Origin of the sequence: Colwellia sp. 6M3 (assembly GCF_014077595.1) — a bacterium.
Taxonomy (GTDB): Bacteria; Pseudomonadota; Gammaproteobacteria; order Enterobacterales; family Alteromonadaceae; genus Cognaticolwellia.
On sequence record NZ_JACGWF010000028.1, the window covers coordinates 1 to 18050 of the forward strand.

At 37.1% G+C, this 18050-nt stretch carries 17 protein-coding genes; 9 read left to right on the forward strand and 8 right to left on the reverse strand.

Annotated elements, in window-relative coordinates; all coding sequences use genetic code 11:
- Positions 1-30: 30 nt before the first annotated feature.
- The gene (gene syd / locus H4J50_RS08190; RefSeq protein ID WP_182255605.1) at positions 31-609 is read right to left on the reverse strand and encodes a SecY-interacting protein; all 579 of its coding nucleotides are present in this window, start codon (positions 607-609) and stop codon (positions 31-33) included.
- 72 nt (positions 610-681) lie between these two features.
- Between syd and queF the strand changes: the two genes are divergently transcribed.
- From queF to H4J50_RS08225, 7 genes are all read left to right on the forward strand, one after another.
- Entirely contained in the window at positions 682-1533 is an 852-nt protein-coding gene (gene queF, locus H4J50_RS08195; protein WP_108456431.1) for an NADPH-dependent 7-cyano-7-deazaguanine reductase QueF, read from the forward strand.
- A 186-nt stretch (positions 1534-1719) separates the two neighbouring features.
- On the forward strand, positions 1720-3363 hold the full coding sequence (locus H4J50_RS08200) for a GGDEF domain-containing protein (protein ID WP_182255607.1): 1644 nt from the start codon (positions 1720-1722) through the stop codon (positions 3361-3363).
- Positions 3364-3383: 20 nt separating this feature from the next.
- Positions 3384-4730, forward strand: coding sequence for a nucleotide 5'-monophosphate nucleosidase PpnN (ppnN, locus tag H4J50_RS08205; protein WP_182255609.1), 1347 nt, complete (start codon positions 3384-3386; stop codon positions 4728-4730).
- 3 nt (positions 4731-4733) lie between these two features.
- The gene (gene xni / locus H4J50_RS08210; RefSeq protein WP_182255611.1) at positions 4734-5555 is read left to right on the forward strand and encodes a flap endonuclease Xni; all 822 of its coding nucleotides are present in this window, start codon (positions 4734-4736) and stop codon (positions 5553-5555) included.
- A gap of 210 nt (positions 5556-5765) precedes the next feature.
- Complete coding sequence (locus H4J50_RS08215) at positions 5766-6143, forward strand: DUF3192 domain-containing protein (RefSeq protein ID WP_108456435.1); 378 nt, start codon at positions 5766-5768, stop codon at positions 6141-6143.
- 333 nt (positions 6144-6476) lie between these two features.
- A complete protein-coding gene (locus H4J50_RS08220; protein ID WP_108456436.1) occupies positions 6477-7484 on the forward strand; it encodes an isocitrate dehydrogenase in 1008 nt (335 codons plus the stop codon).
- 393 nt (positions 7485-7877) lie between these two features.
- Positions 7878-8684 carry a hypothetical protein gene (locus H4J50_RS08225; RefSeq protein WP_182255613.1) on the forward strand — a complete coding sequence of 269 codons (807 nt, stop codon included), beginning with the start codon at positions 7878-7880 and terminating at the stop codon, positions 8682-8684.
- 131 nt (positions 8685-8815) lie between these two features.
- On the opposite strand, the gene rlmM is transcribed toward H4J50_RS08225, so the two are convergent.
- Genes rlmM through H4J50_RS08245 form a run of 4 tightly spaced genes read right to left on the reverse strand, consistent with a single transcriptional unit; the run spans position 8816 to position 11883 of the window.
- A complete protein-coding gene (gene rlmM / locus H4J50_RS08230) occupies positions 8816-9901 on the reverse strand; it encodes a 23S rRNA (cytidine(2498)-2'-O)-methyltransferase RlmM (RefSeq protein WP_108456438.1) in 1086 nt (361 codons plus the stop codon).
- Positions 9902-9906: 5 nt separating this feature from the next.
- Positions 9907-10308, reverse strand: a complete 402-nt coding sequence (locus tag H4J50_RS08235) for a DUF423 domain-containing protein (protein ID WP_108456439.1) — start codon at positions 10306-10308, stop codon at positions 9907-9909.
- Positions 10286-10987 carry an alpha/beta family hydrolase gene (locus tag H4J50_RS08240; protein WP_182255614.1) on the reverse strand — a complete coding sequence of 234 codons (702 nt, stop codon included), beginning with the start codon at positions 10985-10987 and terminating at the stop codon, positions 10286-10288. Before H4J50_RS08240 ends, H4J50_RS08235 begins: the two co-directional genes overlap by 23 nt.
- The gene (locus tag H4J50_RS08245; protein WP_182255616.1) at positions 10984-11883 is read right to left on the reverse strand and encodes a transcriptional regulator GcvA; all 900 of its coding nucleotides are present in this window, start codon (positions 11881-11883) and stop codon (positions 10984-10986) included. Before H4J50_RS08245 ends, H4J50_RS08240 begins: the two co-directional genes overlap by 4 nt.
- A gap of 284 nt (positions 11884-12167) precedes the next feature.
- Here H4J50_RS08245 and H4J50_RS08250 point away from each other — a divergent pair, with 284 nt between their 5' ends.
- On the forward strand, positions 12168-12434 hold the full coding sequence (locus H4J50_RS08250) for a hypothetical protein (protein WP_182255618.1): 267 nt from the start codon (positions 12168-12170) through the stop codon (positions 12432-12434).
- A 136-nt stretch (positions 12435-12570) separates the two neighbouring features.
- Here H4J50_RS08250 and H4J50_RS08255 read toward each other — a convergent pair whose 3' ends face one another.
- The 3 genes from H4J50_RS08255 to H4J50_RS08265 all read right to left on the reverse strand — a co-directional run bounded on the left by H4J50_RS08255 (position 12571) and on the right by H4J50_RS08265 (position 16945).
- On the reverse strand, positions 12571-13236 hold the full coding sequence (locus H4J50_RS08255; RefSeq protein WP_108456443.1) for a thiopurine S-methyltransferase: 666 nt from the start codon (positions 13234-13236) through the stop codon (positions 12571-12573).
- Positions 13237-13278: 42 nt separating this feature from the next.
- Entirely contained in the window at positions 13279-14328 is a 1050-nt protein-coding gene (gene sohB / locus H4J50_RS08260; protein WP_182255620.1) for a protease SohB, read from the reverse strand.
- A gap of 199 nt (positions 14329-14527) precedes the next feature.
- A complete protein-coding gene (locus H4J50_RS08265) occupies positions 14528-16945 on the reverse strand; it encodes a VolA/Pla-1 family phospholipase (protein WP_182255622.1) in 2418 nt (805 codons plus the stop codon).
- Positions 16946-17223: 278 nt separating this feature from the next.
- Between H4J50_RS08265 and H4J50_RS08270 the strand changes: the two genes are divergently transcribed.
- Positions 17224-17961 carry a YciK family oxidoreductase gene (locus H4J50_RS08270; protein ID WP_108456446.1) on the forward strand — a complete coding sequence of 246 codons (738 nt, stop codon included), beginning with the start codon at positions 17224-17226 and terminating at the stop codon, positions 17959-17961.
- Positions 17962-18050 lie beyond the last annotated feature (89 nt).

Sequence of the window (18050 nt, forward strand, 5' to 3'; positions counted from 1 at the left end):
AATTAAATGGGATTAATAAATAATTGGTTATTACTCTTCGATAGCTTTTGGAGGGATCCTTGGCTCAAGTTGTGAGATAAACTCAACCAGCGTATCTGCTATTTTTTTATGTGGTTCACAGCCCACTTTTTCCACCCAAATCTCACCTGTATCATTGTCTAGTGAAATAATATGGTTATCATCATCGGTAGTGGCAAAAAAGATCGTTAGCTTTTGTTTCAATTTCGTTTTCATTAAAATATGGCCGATAATATTTTCTTGTAAACGAGCAAAGTCTTCTGCGCTCCAAGCAAATAAAAGCGACAAATCCCCTTCTGCACAGCTAGCGTCTAAACTGTCACTGTACATAGTGGTAAAATACTGTTTAATATCATGATGAATCGTGACTTCTAAAGCTGCTTCAACATTATTAAAGGTTAATGTTTCTTCAAGTTTAATGGGATGCCAGAGCGAAAACTCTTCTTCATGAATACCTTGCTCACAAGGTGAAGGCCAATCTTCAACTTGATGTGTTATGGGTAAATGTTCAAACCTGTGTTGATATGCTTGTAAGTAATCTTGTGAAAAATTCCATACCAGTTCATTGAGTGAATTATTTGATATTTTCATCTAACGATTAATTCCTATAAAATAAAGAAAATTTTATTCATATTGTACAACCAGAGAAGAAAATACTCAAAAATGAGCACTTATACAAACGCAAAAGCACTCAGTAAATTAACCCTTGGAAAAGCAACAGAGTATTGTAGCCAATATAACCCAACATTGCTGCAAGCAGTGCCAAGAAGCCTAAATAGAGATAGTTTGGGCTTAACAATGGATAATATACCTTTTAAAGGTGAAGATGTTTGGTATGGTTACGAACTTTCTTGGCTCAATGATAAAGGTAAGCCAGTTGTTGCTGTTGCTGAGTTCAGCTTTCCTTGTACTAGCCCAAACATTGTTGAATCAAAGTCATTTAAGCTTTATTTAAATAGTTTTAACCAGACTAAGTTTTCATCATGGCAATCTGTCGAGTCAGCTTTAGTAAAAGACCTATCCGCTACCGCTGGCGCAAATGCTGAAGTAAAACTCTTTACAGTAAATAATTGTCCTGCACTGCAGTTATCTGTTGATAACGCTGTATGTATTGATGATATTGATATTGAAATAGATCAATATCAATTAACGCCTGAGCTATTACAGAATGCCTGTCACGACAATGGAGAGAATGTAAAAGAGTATTTGGTTTGTCATTTATTAAAGTCAAATTGCTTAATTACAAATCAACCAGACTGGGCCAGTATTTATATAAAATACAATGGCAAGAAAATTTGTCATGCCACTTTATTAAAGTATTTGATTTCGTTTCGACAACATAATGAGTTTCATGAACAATGTGTGGAACGTATTTTTTGTGATATTCAGCATTTTTGTCAAGTAGAAAGCCTCACAGTATTTGCTCGATATACACGCAGAGGTGGTTTAGACATAAACCCTTTTCGCTCCACAACGCAAAACAAAGCACCTGCATTGAGAACATTGAGACAATAACCAACAAGAGTGCTTGTTTTTTGAACTAAAATTCATTAGTTATGCACTAATACTAGCTTTTTATACTGGAATGTTTATTATTAATATATACTGAAAATATAGCTTTATTTTTGTTGTTAAGACTCTATTTTAATTAGCATTAACAGTGCTAATTTTCCATTGTGTTGCATTTTAGGGAAGATTTATATGAGCGAAAACTCAGTCGCGGATAAAACTATCAAAGATTTAAAGTCTCGACTTAAATCCGCTGTAATCTCTCGTACAGAATTAGAAAACGAATTTAGTGCACAATCAGCTCTGTTAACTGGCTTTATTGGCAAACTATCTCAGGCTTGTAAAGGCACAGATATATTGCTTGATAACAAATTAGCAAACTTAAGATCTACTCTAAAAACAGCAACAAGCTTTACAGACTTTGAAAAAGATATTAAAACGATTTCCACACTTCTTCGACAGTACTCACTAAAAAATGATAAAAATAGAATTGAAATACATGATCAATTAAGTAATTCCAGTACTGGCCTACAAAAAAGTAAAAACTTTCCAAAAGAAAGCCGTCGTCAGCTTCAAACCTTAATAAATAAAGCTGAAGAAGGCCATGCGTCATTAATTCAATACATACCATTAATGAGCGAAATTATCGCTTTTTATGAGAGTATAATACACAGTCAAATTAAGCTAGCTGTTGACCAATCACAAACAACAGATACCAGTAAACCTGTCGCACTTGATAAAATTAATCATGTTGAAGTTAAAGCAGAACTTGAAAGTAACACTGTAGCAATTCAACAAGAGGCCCCAAAAGAATTACTAGGCAGATTTAGTTCGATCTTAAATACCTTAGTTATCTCTAAAAAACATAAAGCGAATGTCAGCAAAATTAAGTCCAGCTTACACGGCCAAATTTCGAACCAGAACTTAATGACTGAATGTCTCAATGTTTTTGATTTCATGATTGAAGATCTTGAACAAGAGCGTAGTCGAGCTAAAGTGTTTTTATCTACCATTAGCGAAACACTTACATCTGTTCAAATGTCAGTTACAGCAACCATTGCAACTTCATCTGAATCAAACGATCAACATGCTGCAATTAATTTAGAGCTAACTGAAAAGATAAAAGAAGTCAGCATCGGCATTAACGATGCAGGTTCGTTAACTGAAATGAAAGTCGATGTTAACGATAAAATTCAGCAAATTGCCAAAACCCTGCAAAATAAAGCTGAATTAGAAAATAGCCAAAATATAGAGTTGAATGAAAAACTCAACAGCATGTCAGCAAAAGTTGAAAAACTAGAACAACAAAGCAAAATTTTTGAAAAACGCATACAGGAAGTTCAAGCCAAAAGCTTTCAAGACGCCTTGACCAAGTTAGCTAATAGAGCATCGTTTGATGAGTTTTTTGCTAAAGAACTGGTTAGATTTCATCACAAACAATTTGATCTCGCCATTACTGTTATCGATTTGGATGACTTTAAGCGCATCAATGATACTTTCGGCCATACCGCAGGTGATAAAACCCTACAGGTTATTGCTGATACCCTAACAAAAGTTATGGGTAATGATGTTTTTATTAGCCGTTATGGTGGTGAAGAGTTTGTTTTAATTTTTAAAGATGTTGATAAAATAACGGTAATGAATCGACTTAATATGTTACGTAAAAAAGTAGCAAGCTTACCATTTACCTTTAAAGGCACACGCGTCACTATAACGCTATCTATCGGTATAACTTTAGTCCAAAGAGATGATATTGTTCATTCTGCATTTGAACGTGCAGATACCGCACTATACCGAGCAAAACATGAAGGTAAAAACAAAGTAGTTTACGGGTAAAAAAACGAGGAAGTAGAATTATGCACACTCAAGTTAATCCCGTAGGTAAAATGAACTTACTGTCTCAAGCAGAAGTTGACCATTTACAGCAGTCAGCTACAAGTGAGCTCTATAACCTATTTCGTAATTGTTCTCTGGCAGTCCTAAATGCGGGTAGTCATACCGACAATGCAGAAGATATATATCAACAATTTCAAGATTTTCAAATTCAGGTTTTACGCCGTGAGCGTGGTGTTAAATTAGCGTTAGATAACCCGCCTGAGCATGCCTTTGTTGATGGTGTAATTATTAAAGGTATTCAAGAACACCTTTCAGCCGTATTACGAGACATTTTATTTATTGGCGATTGTTACACAGCTAATACTAAGGCTACCGACAGCGCAACCAATATGACTTTCGATATGTTACGCAATGCAAATGCGATCATACCTGACAGTTCACCTAACTTGATCACCTGCTGGGGTGGTCATTCAATTAATAGTATTGAGTACAAATACACCAAAAAAGTTGGCTACCATCTTGGCTTGCGTGGTTTTAATATTTGTACAGGTTGTGGACCGGGCGCAATGAAAGGTCCAATGAAAGGTGCTACGTTTGGCCATGCAAAACAACGAAACACTACTGGGCGTTATTTAGGCTTAACTGAACCTAGCATAATTGCAGCAGAGCCACCAAACCCAATAGTTAATGAATTGGTTATTATGCCTGATATTGAAAAACGCCTTGAAGCCTTTGTACGTATGTCACATGGCATTATCATTTTCCCTGGTGGCGCAGGAACAGCAGAAGAATTACTGTATATATTAGGTATTATGCTGCACCCAAAAAATCAATCTCAAAAGTTACCTATTATTTTAACTGGGCCAATTGAAAGTGCTGAGTACTTTCAACAACTTGACACCTTTATTGGTGCTACTCTTGGTGAGTCGGCTCAGGCACTTTATGAAATTATTATTGACGATCCTGAACAGGTCGCAAAAACATTAAAAGCCACCACCGAAGATGTTGTCGCACACCGAAAACTTACGGGTGATTCTTACCATTTTAATTGGTCATTAGTTATCGAAGCTGAATTTCAGCAACCTTTTGAGCCAAGCCACGAGAATATGGCTGCATTAAATTTACATTACGAACAAAATATCGCGTCATTAGCCGCTCATTTGCGCCGAGCATTTTCGGGTATCGTCGCGGGTAATGTTAAAGCAAGTGGTATTAAGGCAATACGTGAAAAAGGTCCTTTTGAAATTAGTGGTGACAGTAAAATAATGGCCTTAATGGATACACTGTTAAAATCTTTCGTAAAACAACAAAGAATGAAATTGCCTGGCAGTGAATATATACCTTGTTATACCGTTATTGAAGGCTAATTGATGACTGTAAATTTGGTATTAATAGATGCGCTGAACTTGATCAGAAGAATTTATGCTGTTCAAGAGCGACCATTCTTATTAAATAATGAATTAGCAGAGAATACCAAACAACAAGTTTTATTTAATACCGAGAAAGCATGCGAACTAGCTTTAGAAAAAATACTAGAACAGTTACAACCGACTCACGCACTTGCTGTTTTTGATTCTCAAACACCATGCTGGCGATATGATGTTTATCCAGACTATAAAAAGGGCCGTAAGAAAATGCCTGAGCATTTGGCCAATAAATTAGCTGATATTCAAGACCGCTTTATGAACCACTCCGTTGATTCTTTAGTGTCAGAAACTGATGAGGCAGACGATTTAATTGCAACTTTAGCCATCAAAGTCGCGTTACGCGGTCAAAATGTAACAGTAGTATCTACTGATAAGTGTTTTTTATCGTTATTAAATCCCAATATACGGGTATATGATTACTTTAATCGTCGCTATTTAGACGAAGAATATGTGCTAAATAAATTTAGCGTAAAACCAGATAAATTAATGGACTTATGGACATTGACAGGCGATAACACCAACAAAATACCGGGAGTTGCGGGTATTGGGCAAGTAACAGCGTCTCAACTATTAAACCAATATGGCTCCATTAAAAGTATTCTCAATGCTACAGACTTAAAGAACAGCATCAGCGAAAAGCTATCGCAGCATAATGAACAAATATCACTAAGTCGCCGGCTATTAACATTAAAAATAGATATACCATTAGGCTTTAATTTAAAAGATATCAGACTTCCTTGTGAAAATGCACTTGCCAGTAGTTAACAATCTGGTAACATCAAAACCTATCAATGTGTATTGAGTTTTCAACAAAAGTCATGTTGAAAAAACTAGGCGATTTTTGATTGCCAATCTCTAATTTCAAACATAAATATAGTGATTTATAGGCCAATATATTTATGTTGAAGTTAAGTTTATATACTCAAATGACAAAAAAATATCAAAGCCTCGTTGAAGTAGGTTCAAGGAATTTAAGTGAATAAAAAAGTTATTGCTCGGATCTTAATTGCATTAATAGCATACGGTATATTTGTAGCACTCGTGGTTAATTTTTACGATGACAGCCCAGCACAAATGCAATGGGAAGATAGAGAAGCATATAACAGACAGTTTATAGCTAAGCTTGAATTAAAAAACTTCAATTTCAACAGTGCTATAGAGCAATTAGGTAGTCCTGATATTACAGAAGCAAAATTAGTTGATGAAACAAGCTATCAAGTCAGCTTTTACCGAACTCAACATGTAAAATCTGACGGCATCACAACGCAAGATGAATGCACCGCTTTGTTATTTACTAATGGCGTTCTTACCGCTATTGGTAACACGGCGTATGAACAATTCAAAACTCTTTAAATATCATTAACGAATATTTATTTAAGCTTTTGCACTTAAATGAGCAACTTATTTTCAATATATTTATTATCAAGTATTAATGTTGATCGTTATGCGATTGTTAGGTCTATTTCGTTTAAATTCAGTCCAAATTAAGAAAGTATGATTGTAGACTAAAGTTTAACGCTAAAACTTACTAACTGCTCGGATTAGTTGCTATAATGACTCACTCAATTTAATTGAATCAACATAATCAGCGCGGCATCAATATGCCTATTAAAATTGCTTTATATTTACCATTAGCGCGCTCTTCTCACAACTTTAAAACAGTAATATTCAAAAGGTAGTTTAACAATGGCAAAACAAACCATAACAGTAATCCCTGGTGACGGTATAGGTCCAGATATTATAGACGCAACGATCAAGATACTTGATAAAGCCGGCTGTGATTTTGAATATGAGTATGCAGATGCTGGCCTAACAGCATTAGAGAATCATGGTGATTTAGTACCTGAATCTACATTAGCACTGATCGAAAAAAACAAGATAGCACTAAAAGGCCCATTAACTACACCGGTCGGTGATGGTTTTACCTCGATTAACGTGACATTACGTAAGCATTTTCAACTTTATGCTAATGTTCGCCCAGTATTATCATTTAAAGGTACTAAAGCGCGTTATGAAGATATTGATATCATTACTATTCGTGAAAATACCGAAGGTATGTATTCAGGTTTAGGTCAAACGCTTTCAGAAGACGGAAACTATGCAGAAGCAAGAAGCCTTGTTACTCGAGAAGGTGCTGAGCGTATAGTAACTTTTGCTTACGAAACCGCGATTAAAGAAGGTCGTAAAAAAGTAACGGCTGTACATAAAGCAAATATATTAAAATCTACTTCAGGTTTATTTCTAAAAGTTGCCCGTGAAGTAGCCACTCGTTATCCGCAAATAGAATCAACAGAAATGATTGTAGATAACTGTTGTATGCAGTTGGTAATGAACCCTGAACAGTTTGATGTTATCGTTACTACCAATTTATTTGGTGATATATTATCAGACTTATGTGCTGGGTTAGTCGGTGGTCTTGGTATGGCACCTGGCGCTAACATTGGTAAGAGTTGTGCAATATTTGAAGCCGTACACGGTAGTGCGCCTGATATTGCAGGTAAAAACTTAGCTAATCCAACTTCAGTTATTTTAGCCGCCATTCAAATGTTAGAGTATTTAGGTATGGCAGAAAAAGCTAACAATATTCGTCGTGCGATAACAGAAGTAATAGAGTCTGGTGATCGTACAACACGTGATCTTGGCGGTACACATGGTACTTCAGACTTCACTCAGTCGGTATTAGAGCGTTTATAAACCCGATAATCCACTTAGTTAACTCTATATAATCATTCTAAAAAACCAAGTCTACGACTTGGTTTTTTTATGTGCTGCTTATTTCAGATAATATGGTATTGGTTATTCAACTTGGCTAACAGCTAAGATCACCAAATATTTAGAACGGCGTTTATCAGCAAAGCTCCCATCACGTAATCTTTAAAATGTAACTAATTAGCATTTATTAAAACCCTCACTATACTTTGTTAAGTTTTATAGGCTACTTCCTATATTAGCGCTATATAAACTTAACACTGAACTGCTCCAAGGATGAAAGTAGTTATAGTAATGCAGTTAAATACTCATTTTTCGTATAAAGCGAACTTCTTAAGGGCTAATAAAACAAACAAATCAGAACAAAAGGATTTTGTTATGAAACCAAAAAGTTTAAAAGTTATTACCTTACTCTCCATTTTTTTCATGGTAAGTAATAGCCAAGCATCATTAATAAGTTACGACCTATTAGCACCCAATGCTTCAACAAATATCAGTTATAGCAATCAGTTCACCAATGCTTTTAGCAGTAGTAAGGATGGCTTTCAAATATATCAACAAGATCAGACCTTCAATATACCTAGAAATTTATTAGATAAAGGCACAGCAGTGACTAAAGATAGCTTAGGTATAGTAACTAAAAGCAATAAAGACGCATTCTTTGGTATTGTTGATACTGTTAACCAAGACAACACAAGCAGTGACGCTGTAGCGACTTGGCAAATAAATATTGCCAATTTGTCAGCCATTACATTTTTAGCCGATATGGCTGCAATGGGTGACTTTGAGAGTAGTGATTGGTTCGAATGGCGCTATAGTGTAGACAACAAACCATTTACTCGACTGTTTCAGGGAATAACTAATGATAGTACTCTTCAGCAGTACGATTTAGCCGATGGCAGTTCAGTCACACTTTTCGACCCCATGACTGTAAACTCAACATTATTAGGCAATAAATTTACCACATTCGCTTCACCTAATTTAACCACTGGGAATTTATTAACTATTGAGTTAAAAGCTAAAGTTAACAGTGATAGCGAGGTTATTGCGTTTCAAAATGTTGTCCTACAAGCTGAAAATAATGCCGTAGTGGTGAGTGAACCGACACCATTAGTACTTATGTTGTTCGCATTAATTTTTGTTATGACAAACCAACCATTGTCTCGGCGGTTAAAAATTAATTAACACCACTTGTACTGGTTTGTTATTGAAAGATTGATAATTAAAATAGAAAAACGCCCGACATTATTACTCGTAATATTAACTTGCGTTAGTAGTAATGTCGGGCGTTTACAATTTTTTTACAACAGTCTAACTTACAACTCTGTTGGTGGAGGAGAAAGTAACCTAGCGTGAACAGTGACTTCTTCACGATCATAATATAAATGTTTAGCAAACAGTTCATATTTAACATTGTAATGAGAAAACGCATCTTTCATGGTTTGCAAATCATCATTAACTTGTTGGTATCGACCTTTCATAGGTAGTTTTAAGTTGAAAATAGCTTCTTGGCATTGACCTTTTAATAACCACTCGCTCATCAATTTTGCCACACGTTGAGGCTTCTCAATCATGTCACAAACTAACCAATAAACGTTTTTCTTTTGTGGTACATATTTAAAGCCATCCATAGTACGATGCTTTACTTGACCCGTTTGCATTAAAGACTCTGCCATCGGGCCATTGTCGATTGATGTTACCATCATGCCGCGACGCACCAATTGATAAGTCCAACCACCAGGTGCAGCACCCAAATCAACGGCATTCATGCCTGAAGTTAAACGTATATCCCACTCTTCTTTAGGAATGAAGTACAAAAAAGCTTCGTCTAGTTTCAGTGTTGAGCGACTCGGTGCAGCATTAGGAAATTTTAAACGCGGAATACCCATAACATGTGGTGAAGTATTTCGTGCAAGAGAAAAACCAAATATGACCTCTTTTCCTGATAAAAATAACGCATGTAAAACTGCGCCATCTTTATTGCCTTTTTCGGTCAATATTGCTTCTTTTCTCAATGCTTGTCGTAATGGAACAGCCAATTTTCGACAAAATTTTGATAACTCTTTACCATCATTAGTATCAGGTGTTTCCATACGCAAGTCTGCATATTGCCACTCTTTACCTAATGCTTCTACAATCGCTTCAACGCGATTGTAATCAGGTAATTCAATTTTTTCGGTAACAGTAACGAACCATTGGCGAGCAAATATAAGTCGGCGTAATGGAATCTTCTCCATTAGGGCTTCACCCTCTTCTGGATTATTTAGATGAAAATAAACCACGCCCTGATTTTTAGTTAACTCTAGATAGCCGTATACTTCATTCCATGAAGCTTTTTCTTGAATTTCTGCGCCACATTCTTTTTCAAATCCGGGGCGACAATAAAGCACTATTGCAGTCATATTGATTATTTACCTAACTTTTGATCAAACATTTTAGTACCTGCAAATCCGACCAATAGCCATGCAAGTGCAAATGACAGGCCGCCTGATGGCGCCAGCTTTCCAATACTCAAAACATCGAATATAGTTTTGATATACAAACTACCACTGAAAAAAACGATACCGAGTGCAAATAATATCCCTGCGCTCAATAATATAGCCTTTGAATGAAGCTTGTATAAGATAATGGTTAGCATAAGCGCCAACGTATGAAAAAACTGATACGTTAATGCTGTCATTAGTCGTTCTTGTGACGCCAAAGGTAGCGATTGTCCACCATGGGCTAACCAAGCGCCGAATAATACAGAAAAACAACCACTGATACCAACAAATATCATCAGTAGTTTAGCAGTCATTATTAATTTCATCGATAAAACTCCTCATTCCAAAAACCGCAGCACGTTTGTGTTGTGCTAAAGTTTGACCAGATTTAACCCGCGGCTTTAAATCATGGTCGCCATCATTAAAGAAATGTAATTGGCAACGTGAAGAAATTTCATAATCATTAATTTCTATTTCGCTACCCAAAGCGTCTCTTTCTCCCTGCAATATAAGTACGGGCAATTGTGTTTCTTGCAGGGGTGCTAAACGTAATTTTTCTGGTTTTTTTACCGGATGAAATGGGTAACCTAAACAAATAACCCCTTTAATATTATGCGCGTCCATTAATGGCTTATCACCAGCCAAAGTTGCCGCTACTCTGCCTCCCATCGATTTTCCAGCAATAATTATCGGTAAATCTGTTTTAAAATTAGCGATTATCGACTTATAGCAGTCGACAAGTTTTGGCATTCTATCTGGCGGGCGTCTTTTGCCATCGAGTTTTCGCTTATCCATGTAAGGAAAATTAAAACGTAAAACGCTCAGTTGTTGTGAATTCATTTCTTCAACGAGATCTTCGATGTAATGATGATGCATATCTGCACCCGCACCGTGAGCAAAAATCACCACAGCTTTCGCGTTTTTAACCTCGCATAGTTCATGACTAGTATTTACCGGAGTAATTACGTTTATTTCGTGACTATCAACCGTTTTATTATGGCTCATAACAATTGTCCTTCATCAGCCACCGTTTGCAGCACCCACTCACGAAATGCTGTTATTTTTCCTAATTCTAATTGTTGTTCTCTGCAGACGATATAATAAGAGTTCTTACTGATTAAGACTTCTTTAAATGGACAAACTAACCGACCGTTATCAATGTCAGGTTTAGCTAATACACTGTGAGCTAGGGCAACACCTTGTGCGTGAATTGCTGCCTGTAAAACCATAGCCGAATGACTGAATATTGGGCCGTGGTTCACATTCCCCCCTTTTACATCAACATGCTTAAACCATCTTTTCCAATCTCTTCTAGAGGTGTCATGTAATAGCGTGTGATTTGCTAAGTCTTCAATACAATTTAACGGTTTTTTACCTGCTAGTAGCAATGGTGAACAAACGGGGATTAAATATTCAGTATGTAATTGCTCAGCATGAATACCTTTCCAGCGTCCCCGGCCATAATATATGGCTAAATCAACATCCTCAGTCAATGAGTTCTCAGGTTGATCAACCGCTTTAATTCGCACATCGATATCAGGATGTAATAAGTTAAATGTATTTAGCCTAGGTACCAGCCACTGTATTGCAAAGCTAGGTTGCAAGCTAACGGTAATGGCACCTTTCTCGCCACGGGCTAATAGCCTTTCGGTTGCATCATGCAAGGCATTAAAAACATCTTTAATATCGAGATAATAAGACTGCCCTTCCTCAGTCAGCAACAATGACCTATTTTTACGCATAAATAATTTTATACCTAAATTATCTTCTAGCGCTTTTATTTGATGACTAATAGCCGCTTGAGTGACGAATAATTCTTCAGCAGCCTTGGTAAAACTCAATTGCCGCGCAGAAGCTTCAAAAGCCCTGATAGCGTTAAGTGGTGGGAGTCTATTTGCCAAGATACACCTATTGAATTGTATAAGTAACGAGTCATGTCATGCATATTTTATCAAATAATCTGCATAACCATTTCGGATTAGTTTTTCTAATGAATGTCATTATAATTAGTCAGTTTAACATTTACCAGCATTACCGTATTATAGCCTCAATAGATGAAGGACTTCATCTTTACCCCGACATAATCGGCTATAATCAAACAGGCTCCCAACCCTTGTTTGCAATTGAAAAGAAAGAGTCCCAAAAACATCTATAAATACTATTGACGTTTTATTACAGGTGACTTATGAAAAACATTATTAAATTATCAACCATTGCTATGTTTGCTTTAATGGCAAACAGCAGCCAAGCTACACAATTAGTAGAAGCTCAATCTATTAACGCCATTGAACTTATGGCAACAACCAAATTACATTTAGAAGAGTCTATTAAGTTAAATACGATAGCATTTAACCCTATCGAAAAAACGGCTCGTGCTCAAGTCGCAATGAACGAAGTTAAAATTAACTTAAACGGACAGACCATCAGTAAAAGTATTCCACTTGCTGAATAAGTTGGTTTTTGTTCATTAAAAAAGGTGCTCGATGGCACCTTTTTTATTGGCTTTTTTATTGGCTTTTTTATTGGCTTTTTTTTTTGCTGCCTTACTAATCTCACGATCTAAATTCTTTATCTATTGTCTTAATAACCTATTGCCCGTTCGCGTCATCGATTGAGATGATATAAAGCTTTTCTAGCAAGTAATCTACATCAAGTTTACGTTGAGCAAATTGTTTATCTTTTATCTCATGAGTGGCTATGCATTCAATCTTAAAGCCCGAGAATAAGCTTTTCACATCAGTTTCGGTTATAGCAAATGGTGGCCCAATCAGTTGCTCTATTGGAAACTCAACGGTCACTAAAAACAAACGAGTCTGCGACGAAAAGAAAGTTTTTAAATGATTTACATATTGCTGCTGCATAGTTGTTGGCAATGCAATTAGTGCCGCACGATCATATATCCAATCTATGCGATCAATGGCGTTGGCCGAGAGCTTAAAGAAGTCACCTTGCAACAAGGTAAGTTGCTGACATGTATACTTTTCGAATTCACCTACGTTATGCTTTTGATAGGCAATATTATTTCCTATAAAAAAGTCTCGACAAGCTATGTCACTTAACTCATTGCCTGTCACTTGCATAAGCTTGGCTAAATAGGCCATATCAAGCGTTTTACCACATAAAGGTACAAACACATGCCTATCAGTAGCCAAGAGTCTTTTATCGAAGTATTCAGCCAAAAATGGGTGCACATCATGCTGATGAAAACCCAACAGGTTGCGCTCCCAACATTTCTGCCAAAAGCTGTTATTCATTATGCATATGCCACGGCATTTATTTTTAGCCTACGACAACAATTAACCAGGGAATACACGGTTATTTTGCCAAACTTTGCTGATAATGGCATCAAATGATAAAGATGCTGCTTTTGAAAACTTTTCAGCAAGGCCTTTTTTAGTCGCATACTTAATTTGAACGATTTTATGAGACTTACAACGCGCTTGCAGGTAGTCGTCACTGGTTTGTAGTTCGTCAATAAGACCTAACTCTTTAGCTTGCGTACCAAACCAATGTTCACCCGTTGCCACTTTAGCAATATCAAGACTTGGACGGTGTTCACTAACAAAATTCTTAAAAAGCACGTGTGTTTCCTCAAGCTCCTCAACAAATTTTTCGCGACCTTTATCAGTATTTTCACCAAACATTGTTACCGTGCGTTTAAACTCACCAGCAGTAAATTGTTCAAAATCGACATCATTTTTCTTTAGCAGTTTATGAAAATTTGGTACTTGAGCTATAACGCCAATTGAACCAATAATAGCAAAAGGTGCTGATACTATTTTATTAGCGACACAAGCCATCATATAGCCGCCACTTGCAGCAACCTTATCAACAGAGGCCGTTAATGGAATATTTTTTTGGCGCACACGATCAAGTTGCGAAGCAGCTAAACCGTAGCCATGTACCATACCGCCGCCACTTTCTAAACGTACGAATACTTCATCACTTGGTTGAGCAACCGTTAATATTGCGCTAATTTCTTCACGTAAAGAGCCAACTTCCTTCGCGTCAATGCTGCCATTAAAATCTACAACGAATAAGCGTGGGGTAACTGTTTTTTCTTCACTTTCGTCTTTACTTGCTTTTTTGGCAATTTTTGCTTTTTCTTTATCCGCTTTTTTGTCTTTCTTTTCTTTTTCTTTTAACTCATCTTTCGATAATAAGTGATGAATAATATCTTCTTCAACTTCACTGTATTGCTCTGACAAATCAATAATTTCTAATTCACCTTTTTTACCACCCTGCTTCATTGCTGATGATGCTATAGCAATAATGATAGCAATGACTGCTATAACGAAGGTGATAGCTTTCGCTAAAAACAAACCGTATTCATACAAAAATTCCAATGCTTCTCTCCTAACCAACAAGCTAACGTTTAATAACCTTGCTGTTATGTATTAATTTTAAAATTATTCTATCTAACAATATGGGGTAATTAGTTTATAAATAAAGGTCTATGCTCAAATTATTCAATAAAGTTAACCTTGTAAATAAGCACCAATAAAAAAGCCCTCTAATGAGGGCTTTTTTTGACTTAAGGTAAACTTAGTCTTGTTTTACAACTGCAGCGTCTGTAACTGTAATTAGTTGTCCCATGCTTGCAAAGAATGTCGCAACTTGCGTTTGCATTTCTTGCGTAGCTCGAGCACTTAATTCAGCGTCAGGCGAAGCACCTGCTGCATCAGGAAGTGGGTTCAATATTGAACTATGATGACCACTAACAAACCTTACCGCACCAGAACCTTGTGTTGTTTCGCTAACACTTGGTAAGCCTAGGAAAGCAATCGCAGGTTCAGTACCGCCCATTGGCGTAAATGGTGCCGTATTAGTCACTGTTTGGTCTGGAAGGTTATCAGCACCATTGCCCACTACTTCAATTAAATGTGTCGGGGTTTGAGTAGCGGCTAGTGTTTGCACATAAGCAATTGGGTCGCCTGAGTCAGTCACCGTTTGTGCAGCAAATGTAAACTGCGCAAAACCAGCATCTAATGTTGCTTTTTGTTCAACTGTTAAGGCATCGTAAAAAGCAAAGTAGAAGTCACTCAATTCCGTTTGGGTATACCCAGCAGGTAAAGTTGCGTCAACCGCTGCTTTAAAGTCAGGCGATAACTGCAAGGTAAGGTTAGATTTAGCTAAACCTTCAAATGCCGGTGAATCAATACCAAAATTAGCTAACATTAAACCAGGCATAGCTAAAGATGTGCTAGCAATGTTAAATAAGCCGTCTACTTGTGGGCTTAACTCAGTATTCGCTAAACCAACTGTATTCATACCATATATGCCACCTAATGAGTGACCTAAAAGGTGAACTTTAGAGCTATCTATTTTAACCGGATTTCCTTCAACATGAACACCACCTAGGAAGTTCATACCTAAACGTAAACCTAATAAGTCAGCAGTACTTTGACGCGTATTATCACGCATAGTTAGCATGCTACCTAAGTTCACATAATGTAAGGTTGATACGGTACTGGTGTTAATATCATCAACAGAATCACCGTTTAAGTCAAAACCACGGCTACCATGTAAGGGTTGATCTATCGCAATAGTAGCGATACCAAATACGGATAAAATACCTGTAATTGGTAACATTTGCTCTTTAGTTGATGTAATACCATGTACTAACATAGCTACAGGCCAGCCATTTTCAGGTTCTTCTAAGGCCGGTAATCCCATATTTGCACGTACCGGGTTAGCCCAAGCTAAATCTGGCGTGGTCATTTGTACATCAATAGGTAACATCGCACTTGTAGCTGGAATTGGATTAAACTTAGTTAAGTTACGTTCAGTATCAATCGCCATAACTGAACTTAAATCGCGTAAGCCAAAATTCATACAAAAGCCATCATTAGCATCTAACGGGCCAGCTGGAATTGCCGCAGGGTTTGCAGCTGCTAAACCAGCAAGTGTTGCGCCTGAATCACAGCGCGCACGCCACCAATCATTAACGGGTGCAAGCGGGTTTTCAGCCGAAGGTATACCTGAATAGTAAGGTAATGTAATAGAGCCGCGAATATAATTAGCTGCTGAATATAGCGGCACTAATTCTGCTGGAATAAAACCAGCCAATACCGTAGCAACTGAAATACCAGTATCAGCAACAGCAACAGCAGGATTACCCGCTTGTGCATTCGCCACCATTTGCGGTACGCCAGCTGCCATTAACGACTTAACCGTACTCAAAACTCGAGTTGTTGACTGTGTCGTCATCGCTGCACTATAAATAATAGTGTTGCTATCTACGCCTGCAGAAACAAGCGCAGCTTCGTAACTATTGATTGCGGCTTGTAGACCTAATTGTGACTCATTACCTAAAGGCAATGTGTTGATATCTTGTCGTGCTAATTCATAGGTACTAGAACCTGCGATAGCTTTACCGTTATTATCACGAAGATTATTTGACATCATCATAATGTAGGTAGTTTCAGCTTTTAGCGGTTGTGTTGGAATAACAGATACGCCAGTCGCTGAGCCTCTCGTAACAAAATCTACGCCAAAGGTTAGTTCAGCTACAATTTTACAAGCTAGTCCACGTGTAACCGCGGTACAATCACTGTCATTAGCATCGCCACCCATAACAGCTTCAAAAATTCTAACCGAAGCAGGCTCTGAAGCGCTGCTGGCTTCTAAAGAAGTGCCTGCAGGAAACTCAATACCCAGTGAAAAAGGTTGAGAGATAGACCAGCCATCAAGAGCACTAATAGCAACAAAAGGATCAGAACCATCAGTTGGATCATCAACCGGTATTTCTAAAGTGCCATCAAGCGTGCCAGAGAAAATCAAATCATTTGGAATAGAAAGCCCTGCAGCGCCTGCTGCGGGATCAAATTTAACACGTGCTGTCGCTGTTACGGCTGAGCCATTTTCAGCAACTTCATTTTCGACATCTTGTATTGTTTCGTCTCCACAAGCACTTAAACCTAATGTGCTGGCTATTGCGAGACTGAGTACTAGCTTTTTCATTTTATCTCCCCACGTTCTAGTCTTTATTTTTATAAGCTAAGAAATTTTCAGAGCATATATTTATTATTCTTCATTATTGTTGATTTTTATACTTATCCTAGCATTAACTTCAACTTGTTCGACCAGTCAAACTTAACTCAAGAATAGATCAAGTGCTAGTGATTTTTTTATTTATTAACAGTTTTATGCTGTAAATGGTGAATTCTATCGAAAAAAACTCGTCAGCCTACTAATGAAAGTAGTAGAATTATTAACAAATTTTTTTAGCAATTAATCATATGTTTGAATACGCAATAACACCACAAATTTTAGCGAACAAAACCATTTTAATTACTGGTGCAGGTGCTGGTATAGGTCGCCAAGCCGCATTAACTTATGCAGAGTTAGGCGCCACAGTTATTTTATTAGGTAAAACCGTTGCAAAACTTGAAGCCGTTTATGATGACATTCTCGCTAAAGGTTACCCTGAACCCGCTATAGTACCGTTGGATCTAAAAGGTGCAACGAAACAGAACTATATTGATTTAGCTTCAACAATTGAAAGTCAATTTGGCCAATTAGATGGCGCATTACTTAATGCCTCAATATTAGGCGAGTTAACACCGTTTAACCAAATACATCATCAAACTTGGCAAGACGTAATGCAAGTTAACATCAATGCGCAATTTTTATTATCACAAGCATTGATACCTGTAATGCTTAAAGCTCAAAGTTCATCACTAGTTTTTACTTCTTCAGGTGTAGGTAACAAAGGTAAAGCTTATTGGGGCGCATACAGTATTTCTAAATTTGCGACTGAAGGCATGATGCAAGTTATTGCTGATGAGTATGAAAATAGTGCACTGAGAACTAACGTAATTAACCCTGGTGCTACAAATACTAATATGCGTTCGGTTGCATACCCTGCTGAAGATAAAACGACTATTGCGTCTCCAGAAGATATTATGCCACTGTATGTATATCTTATGGCCGATGACAGTAAAGCAATTAACAGTCAACGACTAAACGCACAATAGTTATTTGCTGATATATCAATTCAGTAGTCTTATCAGAAAAAACTGACCATTGATTGAAGCATAGGATTGACTAGTGCCTTGGAAGTCAG

Bases quoted from the DNA above. Each gene is read 5' to 3' on its own strand.
- syd (WP_182255605.1), bottom strand. From the start codon at position 609: ATGAAAATATCAAATAATTCACTCAATGAACTGGTATGGAATTTTTCA.
- queF (WP_108456431.1), top strand. From the start codon at position 682: ATGAGCACTTATACAAACGCAAAAGCACTCAGTAAATTAACCCTTGGA.
- H4J50_RS08200 (WP_182255607.1), top strand. From the start codon at position 1,720: ATGAGCGAAAACTCAGTCGCGGATAAAACTATCAAAGATTTAAAGTCT.
- ppnN (WP_182255609.1), top strand. From the start codon at position 3,384: ATGCACACTCAAGTTAATCCCGTAGGTAAAATGAACTTACTGTCTCAA.
- xni (WP_182255611.1), top strand. From the start codon at position 4,734: ATGACTGTAAATTTGGTATTAATAGATGCGCTGAACTTGATCAGAAGA.
- H4J50_RS08220 (WP_108456436.1), top strand. From the start codon at position 6,477: ATGGCAAAACAAACCATAACAGTAATCCCTGGTGACGGTATAGGTCCA.
- H4J50_RS08225 (WP_182255613.1), top strand. From the start codon at position 7,878: ATGAAACCAAAAAGTTTAAAAGTTATTACCTTACTCTCCATTTTTTTC.
- rlmM (WP_108456438.1), bottom strand. From the start codon at position 9,901: ATGACTGCAATAGTGCTTTATTGTCGCCCCGGATTTGAAAAAGAATGT.
- H4J50_RS08235 (WP_108456439.1), bottom strand. From the start codon at position 10,308: ATGAAATTAATAATGACTGCTAAACTACTGATGATATTTGTTGGTATC.
- H4J50_RS08240 (WP_182255614.1), bottom strand. From the start codon at position 10,987: ATGAGCCATAATAAAACGGTTGATAGTCACGAAATAAACGTAATTACT.
- H4J50_RS08250 (WP_182255618.1), top strand. From the start codon at position 12,168: ATGAAAAACATTATTAAATTATCAACCATTGCTATGTTTGCTTTAATG.
- H4J50_RS08255 (WP_108456443.1), bottom strand. From the start codon at position 13,236: ATGAATAACAGCTTTTGGCAGAAATGTTGGGAGCGCAACCTGTTGGGT.
- H4J50_RS08265 (WP_182255622.1), bottom strand. From the start codon at position 16,945: ATGAAAAAGCTAGTACTCAGTCTCGCAATAGCCAGCACATTAGGTTTA.
- H4J50_RS08270 (WP_108456446.1), top strand. From the start codon at position 17,224: ATGTTTGAATACGCAATAACACCACAAATTTTAGCGAACAAAACCATT.